Here is a 12,906-nt window from a genome sequence, read left to right as displayed (position 1 = left end):
TTTGTGTTCTCAGGCCGTGTCAGACAGCAGCTTGAAATAACCCGAAATGGCATCTTCTGCCCGGTGCCTGATGGCGGTGCGATCAAACACGAGGTTTTCGCCCAGAAGAAGACGTAGATGTGTGTCGCGCACAGCCAGTGCCATAGAGCAGCTCGTAAGCCTCATGCGTGTTGTCGTAGCGCAGAAAACCGCGACGACGACCGGTCTCCAGCAAGGATCTCGCCCTTGCGTGCGACCAAATCCTTGCCGCGCTCGCGCAGCAGCGGTCCAAGGCGATTGTCATGGGTCTTTGATTGGCCAATGGACAGGCGATTGAGCGCAACGGATGTGTCGCTGAACAAAACGGACAGGAGTTCTTCGACAAAATCGGTCAGAAGCTGGCGGAAAGCGTCTGTATCCGGTGTGACACCGTTGCGGGCGGGCAAGTGGACCTGACTTGCCTGATAGCTGACGACTGCGGCCAACAGGCCGTTGCGGTCGCCAAACCATTTGTAGAGGCTTTCCTTGGAGCAGCTTGCTGCGCGCGCAAGTCCAGCGGTCGTCAGGGCCTTTTCGCCACCACTGACGAGCAACTGCAAAGCGCATTCCAGCACCGCTTCTTGGCGGGGCGTGAAGTCTATTTGCAGCGCGTCTGTTTCGTCAACTTGGGCCAAAATCGTCAACCGTCTGTGAGCCTTGTAAGGCCGTCGAATATAATTTTAGTACCGTACGGTACGGTTCCTTATGCGCGAAGTTATGCGAGGGGTCAAGAGCCTGGCGTGATGAAATGTGCTGATATTGGAAAACTTCCTCTCAAGGCGCCAATTTGTGGCCGTTACCGGTCCGGTGAAAGGCTGTCCGATTGAACACGACATTGAATTTCTGATTTTTGGTACTTGAAGGTTTCCAAATAAGCGTGAAGGGAGTAAATGTGAGTAAAATATTCATGAAAGGATATCTCATGGCCGATAAAAAGCGTCCAAATCCCATTGTTTTGACCGTTAAATCAACGAGCTATATCACACCCCATATGATCCGCGTGACCTTGACCGGCGAAGGGCTTGCAGCTTTTCCGGATGGACAGGAAGGCGCGCATTGCAAACTTGCCTTTCCGGACGCCGGTGAGGATGTAGCGGCATTGTCGGTGCTCTATGCCGAAGGTCGCCCCAAGGGCAAAGTGCATCCGGTTCGCACCTACACAGTCCGGTACTTCCGTCGTGAAAAGCTGGAGATGGACATTGACTTCGTTGCGCATGGAGCCATCGGACTACAGGCACGCGCTGGGCGCAGGACGCCGTAGCGGGCACGCCTTTGGTGTTTCTTGGATACGGCGCGCCCAAGCTGACGGAATTTCACGCAGACTGGTATCTCGTTGCAGCAGATATGGCAGCCCTTCCGGTGGCCTCCGCCAGTCTTGAAGCGATGCCGCGCGACGCGCGCGGGGTTGCAGTGCTTGAAATCCTCTCCGACGATGATCGTCAGTCAATCGACGTTCCGGACGGTATTGAGGTGCACTGGCTGGTGCATGACGACCCTCATGTGCGGTCTCAAAAGCAGATTGATTTCATCAAGACGATGCAATGGCCCGCTGGTCGCGTGCAAACCTGTGTGGCAGGCGAGAGCGGTGTGATTCGCGACTTACGGATGCATCTGTTGCAGGAACGCCACCTCGACAAAACCGACGCCTATATTTCCGGATACTGGAAAATTGGCCTTGTCGAAGATGAGCATCAACAGGCGAAACGGGAAGGTCTCGCTGGGTAATGATCGTAATTTCAGCAGGTTTGAACATTATTTGCTGTTCATCTCATCTGATTTAGGCGGTTATCCAAGTTGGTTGTTTGTTCTTTCGTGTCATCCTGAAAGGGAAATTTGATCTTTTCTTGCGAGATTTGATCCTTGACCCTTTTGACTGACGCGAAAGAGGATGCCGCCTTTGGACAGCCACATCTTTCTCGAAACGACTGGGGTGAGAACGCGAACGGTGAGCCGCGTCTCTTGTCCCAGCACAATCAGGTCCTTTGGTCTGAGGTCTCTGGGACCTTTGATCGGCCTGATCACCGTGTCGCTTGCGCTGTCGATGCAGGTGGCCGCCGCTAGCCCCTACCGGCTTTTGCGTCTCGACGGCCATTTGGTCAAATGGGGCCAGCCGGAGTTGGGCTGGGCCGCGCAGGTGACCTACGCGTTTGTCTCAAGTCCGTTTAACGATCCCGATGCAATCAATTGCAGGGCCATGGTTCCTCTGGATGCATTGGCCAAAAGGTCGGGCGTATCTCTTGCCGTCGTTCGGGCGCAGGCAGTTGGTGCTTTCGCCAGATGGAGCGATGTTGCCGGGGTGTCATTCCGTGAAATTCAGGATCAGGGGGTCGCCAATATTCTCATAGGTGCGCAGGCCGTGCCGCGCGGGGCCGCTTTTGCAACCTTGAGCTACGAGCAGCGCCCTAAAGAGCCGGATCAAAAAGAGGGGCAGGGCGCTCGCGCGCTTGCTCAAAGGGATAAGACAACACGCTCCGAGAGCCGTAGGGCACTGTCACAAGCTGGCCCTCGTCCCGACGTCTCCACACAGAAAATGTCCAAAGGCATCAGGTCGATCCGCTCTGCTGCCGTTTGTCTCAACCCGGAACGGCACTGGAAGGTTGGCTTTGATGGTGACCCGAAAGCCTACGATCTGCGGTATACCTTTTTGCATGAGATCGGTCACACCATCGGATTGGATCACCCTTCGCGTCCGGGGCAGATGATGTATTTCAAATACAACGAAGCCCTGGCCGACTTGCAGCCGGGGGACAGGAGCGGTGCTTCGCGCCTGTACGGCCCAGCACTTCGGCGGGTTGCTGCACAATAGATCGTTGGTTGATCACCGCTGATGGAGGGTCAGACTTCGCCGAGGGCGCCACGGAAACGGCGAACGGTTTCCGCAAAGCCGTAAATCAGGGCGTCGGCGGTGAACCCATGTCCGATGGACATTTCCCGGATAAAAGGCGCGACCTTGATCAGGGCTGGAATATTCTCCACCGTCAGATCATGCCCGGCATTGACGCCAAGGCCCAACGCATCCGCAGTCTTTGCAGTTGCAACAACCTTGGCCAGTTCGCGAGCGGCCAGATCTGCGTCGTCATGGCAGGCGCCGTAAGGGCCAGTGTAGATCTCTATGCGCTCTGCACCAAGGCGCTTTGCATGCGCCGGAGCGTGCTCGTCCGGGTCGCAGAACAGTGACACCGCAATGGCCCAGTCCTTCACCGCTGCAATGGCATTTTCCAACAAGGCCGTGTCCTTGTTGAACTGCCAACCGTGGTCGGAGGTCTGCTGCGTCGGATCATCCGGCACGAACAGCACTTGTTCCGGGCGCGCTTCTTCCACCAGCTTCAGAAAATCATCGGAAGGGTAGCCTTCGAGGCACAGTTCCTTGTTGGGGAACCGGTCTTCGATCAACTCGGCAAGGTCGAACACGTCAGACTTGCGGATGTGACGCTCGTCGGGGCGCGGATGCACGGTTATTCCCTTGGCGCCTGCCTCCATGGCGATGGCGGCCAGTCCGGTGACACTGGGCCAGGGCAAGTCACGACGATTGCGCAACATGGCGATGGCATTGACATTGACGGAGAGGCGAGAAGAAGTCATCGGTCGAGGTCCACGTTTGCAGTCGTGCAAGGGGTGAAGGGCAGGAGCGCCAACATTCTCGCAAACGCGCCGTTTGTCAAACGGGAAAGCGGTGCGATGCGCATAGCGCAGACGTGTGACGCAGCGGCCCTGTGATGCGCCTAAAAAAGCCCCTCGCAACGGCTGGTCACGAGGGGCTTTCAGGGGTCGGTGCGGGCGCCAGCCGACGCGCGAAGCAGATTTAAACCCGGTTCAACAAGCGGGCGCGAACCGTATTCGGCAGAGCGCGGATCTGCTCCAGGATTTGAACGCCATTGACGTTTTCACTGTCGACATCCACCACAACATAAGACATCTCGCCGTAGGACCGCAGGTACTGGGCACAGATGTTCAAGTTGTGATTGGCAAACAGATCGTTCAACATGCGGATTGCGCCAGAGGCATTGTGGTGCACCTGAATGAAGCGTGTGACATTGCCGCCCTTGGGCAACTGCACTTCCGCGAAGTTGACGGCTCCAACGGTGGAGCCAACGTCGGAATATTCCACCAGCTTCTTGGCAACTTCCTCGCCAATACGCGACTGGGCTTCCTCGGTGGATCCGCCGATATGCGGCGTCAGGATGACATTTTCGAAGTCGCGCAGCGGGCTGAGGAACTCGTCGGAGTTCGATTTCGGCTCGCTCGGGAACACGTCGATGGCAGCGCCAGCCAGATGCTTTGATTTCAACGCCGCTGCAAGCGCGTCGATGTCGACCACCTTGCCGCGGGCATTGTTGATCAGATAAGCGCCAGGCTTCATCTTGGCGATTTCCTCGGCGCGGATCATGTTCCGCGTTTCCGGGGTATCAGGCACATGCAGCGACACGACGTCGGACATGGCAAGCAATTCGTCCAGCGTTTCGGTCGAATGCACATTGCCGTGCTTCAGCTTGTCGGTCAGGTCGTGGAAATAGACCGTCATGCCCATCGCTTCGGCGAGATTGGCAAGCTGAGTGCCAATGTTGCCATAACCGATAATGCCGAGCGTTTTGCCACGCACCTCATGCGAGCCGCTGGCGGACTTCTTCCAGACACCGTTGTGGGCACCCGTCGATTTCGGGAAGATGCCGCGCATCAACATGACGACTTCGGCAATCGTCAGTTCTGCAACCGAGCGGGTGTTGGAAAACGGTGCGTTGAACACCGGAATGCCGCGCTTGGAGGCAGCCTCCAGTTCAACCTGATTGGTGCCAACGGAAAAACAGCCAACGGCGACAAGCGACTTGGCGGCTTCCAGCACGTCCTCAGTGAGTTGTGTGCGGGAGCGGATGCCAAGCATCTGAACGCCCTGAAGCTCTTCGATCAAGGCATCCTTGTCGAGGGCAGTGGTCAACAGCTTGACGTTGTCGTAGCCGTTTTTCTCCAGAATTGCGGTTGCGGTGGGTGAGATGCCCTCCAGCAGCAGCCAGCAGATCTGGTTCTTCGGTCGGGACAGACCGTGGGTCATGGCAATCCGCCTTTGTGTCTTGCGAAGCAATTTTGCAGGACGCCGGCACCGGCAGTCCTTTGCCGGTGTCATATACGATGGGATTCGCAGCGCGTCCACTGCTCCTGTCGTAGAGACAGGAGCCGTCGGGGCTAAAGAGTGGTGGCGCCGCGCTGCAGGGCGGCAACGCCGGTGCGGGAAACCTCAACCAGGCCAAGGTCGCCCATCACGGAGATGAACTGCTCGACGCGGGATGAACGGCCCCGGATTTCGAAGACGAAATGCTCGATCGAGGCATCCACAACGGTCGCATTGAAGGCTTCGCCAATGCGCAGCGCTTCCAGACGTCGCTCGCCTTTTCCGATCACCTTGACCAGGGCCAACTCTCGTTCCAGAGGTTTTTCCTGATTGTTGAGATGTGCCTCGACGGTCAGGTCGGTGACGTGATGCACAGGCACCAGTCGTTCCAGCTGGTGGCGGATCTGGTCAATCACCATCGGTGTGCCGGTGGTGACGATGGTGATGCGCGACAGGTGCTTCTCGTGTTCTGTTTCCGACACGGTGAGACTGTCGATATTGTAGCCACGGCCAGAGAACAGGCCAATGACGCGCGCGAGCACGCCCGGTTCGTTGTTGACCAGAACCGACAGGGTGTGACGTTCGATGGTGTCGCTGACTTCCGCCATGAAATAGATGGATGGGGCAGTCGGGTTGAGCTTGGCATTCATCTGTTTCAATCCTTAGACAAGAACTTTGCCAGCGGCATCAATGGCATTGGCAACGGCTTCATCCGTGGCTTCGTCCGGCAGCAGCATTTCGTTGTGGGCCTTGCCCGAGGGGATCATCGGGAAGCAATTGGCAAGATTGGCAACGCGGCAATCAAAAATCACAGGCCGATCATTAACGGCCATCATTTCTTCGATGGCATCGTCTAGTTCGTCCGGCTTTTGTGCCCGAATGCCGACGCCGCCGTAGGCTTCTGCCAATTTGACGAAATCGGGCAGGCTGTCGGTGTAGGAATGCGACAGACGGTTGCCATGCAGCAGTTGCTGCCACTGGCGCACCATGCCCATGTACTGGTTGTTCAAAATGAAGACTTTGACCGGCAGACTGTGCTGAACGGCTGTCGACATTTCCTGAATGTTCATCAGGATCGAGGCGTCGCCGGCAATGTCGATGCACAGAGCATCGCGGTGCGCAACCTGCGCGCCGATACAGGCGGGCAGGCCATAGCCCATGGTGCCAAGACCACCGGACGTCAGCCAATGATTGGGTTCCTCGAAGCCAAAGAACTGGGCTGCCCACATTTGGTGCTGTCCGACTTCGGTCGAGATGTAGGTTTCACGGCCTTGGGTGTGCTCGTACAGGCGCTCGATGGCGTACTGCGGCATGATGATGTCGCTGCTTGGACGATAGGAGAGGGACTTGCGTGCCCGCCAGGCATTGATCTGGGTCCACCAGTCTTTAGCCTCTGCATCCGCTGTCAGGCTTGCGGATTTCCACGCGGCCAGAAGCTCCTTCAGCACATGTGCCACATCTCCGACGATCGGCAGGTCGACCTTGACGATCTTGTTGATCGAAGATGGGTCAATGTCGATATGGATCTTGGTCGAGTTCGGGGCAAAGGCATCCAGTCGCCCGGTGATGCGATCATCGAAGCGGGCTCCGATGCAGATCATCAGGTCGCAGTCATGCATGGTCATGTTGGCTTCATAGGTGCCATGCATGCCCAGCATTCCAAGCCAGTTCTCACCCGATGCCGGATAGGCGCCCAGACCCATCAGCGTCGAGGTGATCGGAAAGTTTGTGGTCGCAACCAACTCGCGCAGCAGCTTTGAGGCCTCGTCGCCCGAGGCAATGACACCGCCGCCGGTATAAAAGACCGGCTTTTTGGCCTTGGCCATCAATTCGGCGGCGTTCTGGATGGCGGCCGTGTCGCCGTTGACCTGCGGGCGGTAGCTCTTGTGCTCATTGGCCATGTTGCGGTTGGGATCCTGATAGGTTCCCATGGCGAACTGAACATCTTTCGGAATGTCAATGACGACCGGACCCGGACGGCCGGATGTGGCAACATAGAACGCTTCATGCAGAACCCGCGCCAGATCATCCACATCGCGCACCAGCCAGTTGTGCTTGGTGCAAGGGCGGGTGATGCCAACCGTGTCGCATTCCTGAAAGGCGTCCGTGCCGATCAGATGCGTCGCGGTCTGGCCGGAGATGCAAACGAGAGGAATGGAATCCAGCATCGCATCGGTCAGGGCGGTCACCATGTTGGTGGCACCCGGACCCGAGGTTACAAGGCATACGCCGGGCTTCCCTGTGGAGCGTGCATAGCCTTCGGCGGCATGTCCGGCGCCCTGTTCGTGGCGTACGAGGATATGCTCAAGACCGGATTGCTGGATAATGGCATCGTAAATGGGAAGCACTGCGCCGCCCGGATAGCCAAAGATCGTGTCGACACCCTGGTCTTTCAGCGCTTCAATGACGATTTCAGCGCCGGTCATCTCCCGAGTCATTCCTGTCTTCCTTGCATTGAGGTCCGATTGGCGGAAACTTTCGCTTCCTTGTTTGATCGGACCTGATCCTGTGATCAAGGGGTCTTCCCTGATGTGTGTTGTAACAGATCGTAGATCGAGGCGCGGGTGGCTCTGACGGCAACAATAGATAGGCATAAAAAAAGGCCCCGTTGGGACCTATGTGCGCGCTTACCTGTTACCGTCGGAGATTAACCCGAGGCGGCAGCGCGCATTCCTACGACTAGCACAATGTTTGCAAACGACATCAGAGATAGCCTCTGTTCAGCTCAACGGGTTTCCAAAAACACAAGATTGGTGAAATGCGAAGGAACTCCAGCCGAAGCGGCTGTAACTGCTTTGCAATGCATCAATCGTGCCCGAACACTAGTCAGACCAGACTAAAGGGTCAAGGCGAAATTTCATATATTTCCTTTTTAGCGTCGGATGTTTTTGAAAATTACGCGTCCGCCGTGTAAGCGGCCAAAACTGCTCGGAAAACCGCCATGACTATCGGCGGGATGAGGCTTTCCCCACAAGCGTTGTATTTTCATCAAGAAAATAGAACAGGGGGCTTGCGTTCCAAAATAGCCAGCTATATACACCGCTCATCGACGCGCTGAGGCGCACATCGGGGTTCGCCCCGGTGCGAAAGATGGGTGTATAGCTCAGTTGGTAGAGCAGCTGACTCTTAATCAGCCGGTCCTAGGTTCGGATCCCCGTGCACCCACCATTCTTTCCCTCGATGTTTCCTCCAAATCAGTAATACGCGCTTCGGCGCGATGATTCCGGCATGGCTGATGTTTTCATGAAAAGCCTCCGGATACGGTCTTTAGCCGTCGCCCCTTATTGACAGCCGTCTTTTCCGACACCAAAAAAGTGATATGAAAAGAGACAGTCGCCTTTCCTCCGTTCTGCATGCCCTTTTGCACATGGCGGAGCGTGATGGTCCGATGACATCGGATGAACTGGGGCTGTGTCTTGGCGCCAATCCGGTGGTTGTTCGCCGCACCATGGGCTACTTGCGCAAGGCAGGCATTGTTGCCTCTGATCGGGGACAGTCGGGGGGCTGGCGTATTATGGCAGATCTGTCATCTGTGACGCTGGCGCAGCTGCATGCTGCGTTGGGTGAACCTGCCGTCTTCGCTATCGGGAATCGCAATGAGACACCGGAGTGCCTGTGATTGAGCAATCGGTCAATGCGGCACTTGATGATGCGTTTCTTGAGGCTGAAAACCTGCTTCTTAAGCGGTTTGGCGAAATTTCCCTGTCCGATCTGGCGCAAGATTTTACTCGGCGACACGCCGCACATCGTGCGGATGTGCAAGGCTAATCCGAGTGCTTCCATGTGCGCGGTATTGCCTTCGCACCTGTCTTTGTCTGTTTCCTGAAAATGTGATTGCAACTGATGGTTGTTGTTTGGTTGTGCTTGTGAAACTCTGTGTTGAGTAAGGTGCGATCAGATGGCCGGGGTGTCGGGGGAAGAGACATGCGCACGTGCAGGCCCACCTTTCAAAACCGGCAATCTGGAAAAAAATCCCAAGAATTAATTCACAGAGGGTGTGCCTCCACGTCCTGAATGACAGGAAGCCGGACATCTCGGTCGGGAAGGGAGATTGGTTTCGTGAGTGATGACATCAAAGCGAGGCACGGGGCCAAATCTGCTGCCACCGGAATATGGATGAGCTGGGTTGAGGATGCAGTGGTCTTGCGGCGTCGCGCCCTGCGCCTGACACAGGGCAATCGGGAAGATGCCGAGGATCTTCTGTCGTCAACGCTGATCAAGGCGGTCAGTCATGTGCAACAGAATGACACCGAAATTCGGGAGCCTCGCGCCTTTTTGCTGTTTGCCATGAAGAATGAGCACATCAGCCGATTGCGGCGTTTGCGGTCCGAACGGCAACTGCGCGATGCGAGTGCCGACGGCGAAACTGTTTTGCACGAGATGTTTCAGGGCACAGAACGTCCGGCACAGGATGAGATTTTCTACCAGCAACAGCGATTGCGGTCCGTCATCGAGCTGGTTGATAACCTGCCGGACGAGTTCGGCCAGATCTTTCGAATGCGATTTTGCGATGAAATGAGCTACCGCGACATCGCCAAGGCCCTTCAGATTACCGATGTTCTTGCGCGCAAAAGGGTACAGCATTTGCGGGCCTACCTGCGCGAGATCATTCTTGAAGCCGGCGAAGACGACGGCAGTTCTCATTGGGTCGCCAGCTTGTCACGACTGGCCGGGTGAGGCGTCCAGAGAACGAGAGACACTGTGGCGGCTTGGCGGAGTCTTCCTTGCCTGAAAAGCCCTGATCTGGGGTCACTGGCGGTGACTGGAAATGGGTCGGCGGCCACACGAGAATACAGGATTTACCGGGTCTGTTGTCTGAGTGGGTTCAGGCATTTCCGGCAGATCCGGGACAGGGCCTGACATACCAACGATAACGCACAGGATGAAGCCATGGCTGATAGTGTCAATTCCCAGATTACCGATGCGGTGACCCAGACAAACGTCAAGGTGATTGCAGAGGCGCCGGCCCAGGCCGTGGCCAACCTGTATCAGGTTGCCAGCCATGCTTCCGGATTGTCGATCCAGAACGCGGTCCACAGTCAGCAGGCCATGAACCAGTTGACGACCGCCGTGGTTTCCAAGGCGTGCCAGTTGATCATGGACATTGCAGAGCCGTCTGGTGGGGCTTCTGGCGGTGCGAGCAAATAACAAGAGATCAGAACTATCTGAACAGGAGGGCCGATCATGCTTGGCTGGTTTGGCAAGACCGCATCAGAGGACGACAGCCCGCCAAAGGGATCTGCCGCCGAAACACATCATCAGACGCCGTCTCATGCTGCTGCGTCTTCCGGCCCGTCGCTGGGGGCGGCTCCTGCCCCTAAAAAGGCTGCAGGCGCCGCCTCGGCGCCGGACCCCGCAAAGACAGTGTCCGCACCACCAACTGGTGCGCTGAATCAGCAAATCGTCCAGGCCGTGCAGTTTTCCAACTCCGAGACCTATGGATATGCAGAAAAGGCGGCGGCTGTTTCTCCGAGTGTGATGATCGGGGAAAGTCTTGGGCTGGCCGTGCTGGATGCGAAACAATACATGAATGCGATCATGCAGATCGCCGTGGCCGCACAGGCGGTCGCCATCAAGAAAGTCGCAGAGAATCCGGAAGTGAATGCACCAAAGGAAACGCCGTTGATGGGGGCTGTCCAGAAAATGGTAGGCGATGCGGTTTCTGTCTATCAAAATGTCAGCAATACTGCGGGCTCCAGCGCGAAAACAGATCTGTCGGACTTGAATGGCTGAGATGTTTTCAAGACCGGAATGAAACGCGGGTGACTTGTCCATCAAGCGGTGATGCATAGGGCGGGTGAGAGAGGGAGGGAGCAAGCCGATGTCCTTGAAGACGATCTTCGTACGATCTTCTGGCACGCTCTTGTGCGGAGGCGGCATGGACGGGATGTTTCAGCTATCCGGTTACACGTCTCTCACCAACAGAGCTTCGCTCAGAACCGGCTGGCGACTCTCCGGCCTGATCCTGTGTGATGAGACGGAGGACCATAAGCCGTCGGCTCTGGGTGGGCGGTCTGAGGCGGGGCGTGTTGACCCGGACAGCTCGACACCAGAACCCGCTGAAAAGGGGGCGACCGCCGGGGCTGTGGATCTGCAAGAAGCGGCCGCTGGCCTGCAAACGGGAGAGCGACGAACGTTGCTTTCGATTGCGAAGCGTATTTTCGGAAATCGCAAACGCTGACGGGCGCAAGCGCGGGGCCCTCAGTCCGGCGCGCTAGATTTTAAAAGGAAACGAATGTGCAGGGCGGTTCCGGTGACGGATCGTCGACGATGAAACCTTGTCTGTTGGTCGAGGTCGAATGGGCTTGGAGCACTGACAAGAGTGGTCAAAAGGGCAGAGGCGATGCAAACATCAAATGAACAGCAGTATGAGGATCTGGAAGGGCTTCTGTTTGAATTTCTGGCGCTGTGGCAGGAGGTTCAGCAATTGGAAAATGCGGAAGAGCGTCTGGTGTTTCGTCAGGAAGTTCTGACGCGGTTGTTGAATGAGGTTTCAACTTCGCGCGCCTGCCTGTCGGATCTCTTGCAGGATATGCCGATAGACCAGGAGAGACGCATGGGAGCGGCGTCTCCATCTGCGTTGCAATCCTCTTCTTCCGCCCCCCGTACGCAGGCGTTCGTAGCGGGTCGCTGTGCGGAAAGCATGTCCGCTGGTGATGACGAGATGTCGGATTTTGACTTGGCCGGATTGGCGAGAGCCGCGCGGTCGCCATCAAGTGCGGGGCAATTGCCCTCTCCGGGTCGCCTGGTGGGGAGAACCATGCGGACGCGCCAGGGCGCAGGGCGACTGGCAGGGAGGGGCGCATGAAACGCGATACACCATTACAGGCAGGAGGGATGCCGGGCCAGTCAAGTGTTGCCGAGGCAGGTCATTCCAGCGAGGGAGCAGGTCCCGCCACCGCTCAAGCGGCAAGTCCCGCGACGGGACCCACGACACATGCGACGCCAGCGCATTTATTGTCAGAATTGTTGCAGGGGCAGCAGGAGGCTGGCCGGTTGCAGGAGGATTACCGCGCTTTCCAGCAGGCTTTGCCAGTGGCTCTTGGGATTACGGGCCAGATCTACAAGCAGAAGGAAGACAGCGCCGCAGCGTATAATGACGGGCTGAAGGTTGTTGATCGGCTGTTGCGTGAGGCGCATGGCAAGACGGACCGGATGATCACCGCTATCCAGAAGCAGCAGGCATCGCTGAGTGAGCTGATTGCGAATCCGGACCTTGTGACCCGCATCATGGCGGCCCTGAAGGAACAGGGCGGCTCGACAGTCAGTCGTCGGGAACCTGGTTTGGCCGGAGGGCAAGGCATGGGGGTTCAGGGGGCGCAATCTTCAGCGGATGTGGGCGCACAGCTCAACACGATGATGACGATGATCCGCAATATGGTGGAGGCAGAGGTCCAGACGCGCATGGGCGCAAAGCCGCCCGAACCACCACAGGCTGCAACAGGTGACCCGGCGCCAGTTGCAGACGTGCATCCACCTGCGGCCGGAGGGTCTGAGGATCCTCAGGTAAATCCTTCTTCCAGGACCGAGGCGGGAGCCACTGGTGATCGCACCACGGGAGCATCCGCGCGGCGCTCTGATTTGTAAGGGACATTTGAGACTGGAGTTTTTGTTTTAGGGCCGGTGCATGTCTCTGATGATCTTGCCGGCCTGCCTTTGGCGGTGTTGCCCGTTTGCTTCGATGTGTCGGAGCAGGCGGGCTTCCTGCGTTCACAACCCGGACGTGCCAGACGAAGCAGGCCTTTTTGAAATCTATCGGAAAAATGTGGTGGTCTGCGTCACAC

The 12,906-nt window shown here is 57.1% G+C and carries 13 protein-coding genes, 1 tRNA gene and 2 pseudogenes; 11 read left to right on the top strand and 5 right to left on the bottom strand.

The genetic code is table 11. The annotated features are described in order from the left end of the window. Nucleotides 1–9: 9 nt before the first annotated feature. Nucleotides 10–656: pseudogene (locus AC0L7U_RS05020) on the bottom strand (TetR/AcrR family transcriptional regulator). A gap of 284 nt (nucleotides 657–940) precedes the next feature. On the opposite strand from AC0L7U_RS05020, the gene AC0L7U_RS05015 reads away from it, so the two are divergent. The 3 genes from AC0L7U_RS05015 (at nucleotide 941) to AC0L7U_RS05005 (ending at nucleotide 2,824) form a co-directional block, all read left to right on the top strand. Next, nucleotides 941–1,279: a siderophore-interacting protein gene (locus tag AC0L7U_RS05015; RefSeq protein ID WP_473694285.1), complete on the top strand. Its 339-nt coding sequence runs from the start codon at nucleotides 941–943 to the stop codon at nucleotides 1,277–1,279. A gap of 14 nt (nucleotides 1,280–1,293) precedes the next feature. Next, a complete protein-coding gene (locus AC0L7U_RS05010; RefSeq protein ID WP_473695664.1) occupies nucleotides 1,294–1,743 on the top strand; it encodes a siderophore-interacting protein in 450 nt (149 codons plus the stop codon). A gap of 280 nt (nucleotides 1,744–2,023) precedes the next feature. Continuing rightward, a complete protein-coding gene (locus AC0L7U_RS05005) occupies nucleotides 2,024–2,824 on the top strand; it encodes a matrixin family metalloprotease (protein WP_473694284.1) in 801 nt (266 codons plus the stop codon). Between the two features lie 29 nt (nucleotides 2,825–2,853). Here AC0L7U_RS05005 and AC0L7U_RS05000 read toward each other — a convergent pair whose 3' ends face one another. From AC0L7U_RS05000 to AC0L7U_RS04985, 4 genes are all read right to left on the bottom strand, one after another. Continuing rightward, nucleotides 2,854–3,600, bottom strand: coding sequence for a pyridoxine 5'-phosphate synthase (locus AC0L7U_RS05000; RefSeq protein ID WP_473694282.1), 747 nt, complete (start codon nucleotides 3,598–3,600; stop codon nucleotides 2,854–2,856). Nucleotides 3,601–3,820: 220 nt separating this feature from the next. Next, a complete protein-coding gene (serA, locus tag AC0L7U_RS04995; RefSeq protein WP_473694280.1) occupies nucleotides 3,821–5,065 on the bottom strand; it encodes a phosphoglycerate dehydrogenase in 1,245 nt (414 codons plus the stop codon). Nucleotides 5,066–5,196: 131 nt separating this feature from the next. After that, the gene (ilvN, locus tag AC0L7U_RS04990; protein WP_473694278.1) at nucleotides 5,197–5,772 is read right to left on the bottom strand and encodes an acetolactate synthase small subunit; all 576 of its coding nucleotides are present in this window, start codon (nucleotides 5,770–5,772) and stop codon (nucleotides 5,197–5,199) included. 12 nt (nucleotides 5,773–5,784) lie between these two features. Then, nucleotides 5,785–7,560 (bottom strand): acetolactate synthase 3 large subunit, encoded by a 1,776-nt coding sequence (locus AC0L7U_RS04985; protein WP_473694276.1) that lies wholly within the window; start codon nucleotides 7,558–7,560, stop codon nucleotides 5,785–5,787. Between the two features lie 654 nt (nucleotides 7,561–8,214). Between AC0L7U_RS04985 and AC0L7U_RS04980 the strand changes: the two genes are divergently transcribed. The 8 genes and pseudogenes from AC0L7U_RS04980 (at nucleotide 8,215) to AC0L7U_RS04945 (ending at nucleotide 12,709) form a co-directional block, all read left to right on the top strand. Further along, nucleotides 8,215–8,290 (top strand) — tRNA-Lys (locus tag AC0L7U_RS04980). A 151-nt stretch (nucleotides 8,291–8,441) separates the two neighbouring features. After that, nucleotides 8,442–8,890 (top strand): annotated as a pseudogene (locus tag AC0L7U_RS04975) (RrF2 family transcriptional regulator). A 291-nt stretch (nucleotides 8,891–9,181) separates the two neighbouring features. Beyond that, nucleotides 9,182–9,799 (top strand): RNA polymerase sigma factor, encoded by a 618-nt coding sequence (locus AC0L7U_RS04970; protein ID WP_473694274.1) that lies wholly within the window; start codon nucleotides 9,182–9,184, stop codon nucleotides 9,797–9,799. A gap of 213 nt (nucleotides 9,800–10,012) precedes the next feature. Next, nucleotides 10,013–10,270 (top strand): RebB family R body protein, encoded by a 258-nt coding sequence (locus AC0L7U_RS04965; RefSeq protein WP_473694272.1) that lies wholly within the window; start codon nucleotides 10,013–10,015, stop codon nucleotides 10,268–10,270. 36 nt (nucleotides 10,271–10,306) lie between these two features. Next, entirely contained in the window at nucleotides 10,307–10,855 is a 549-nt protein-coding gene (locus AC0L7U_RS04960; protein ID WP_473694271.1) for a hypothetical protein, read from the top strand. Nucleotides 10,856–10,943: 88 nt separating this feature from the next. Beyond that, nucleotides 10,944–11,303 carry a hypothetical protein gene (locus AC0L7U_RS04955; RefSeq protein ID WP_473694269.1) on the top strand — a complete coding sequence of 120 codons (360 nt, stop codon included), beginning with the start codon at nucleotides 10,944–10,946 and terminating at the stop codon, nucleotides 11,301–11,303. Between the two features lie 162 nt (nucleotides 11,304–11,465). Next, nucleotides 11,466–11,930, top strand: a complete 465-nt coding sequence (locus tag AC0L7U_RS04950) for a hypothetical protein (protein ID WP_473694268.1) — start codon at nucleotides 11,466–11,468, stop codon at nucleotides 11,928–11,930. After that, the gene (locus AC0L7U_RS04945; RefSeq protein WP_473694266.1) at nucleotides 11,927–12,709 is read left to right on the top strand and encodes a hypothetical protein; all 783 of its coding nucleotides are present in this window, start codon (nucleotides 11,927–11,929) and stop codon (nucleotides 12,707–12,709) included. The genes AC0L7U_RS04950 and AC0L7U_RS04945 overlap by 4 nt, the downstream gene beginning before the upstream one ends. Nucleotides 12,710–12,906: the final 197 nt, after the last annotated feature.

Source organism: Roseibium sp. 10G30-5 (assembly GCF_055809635.1).
Note: the sequence above shows the minus strand (reverse complement) of the source record. Positions and strands in the feature narration are given on the sequence as shown.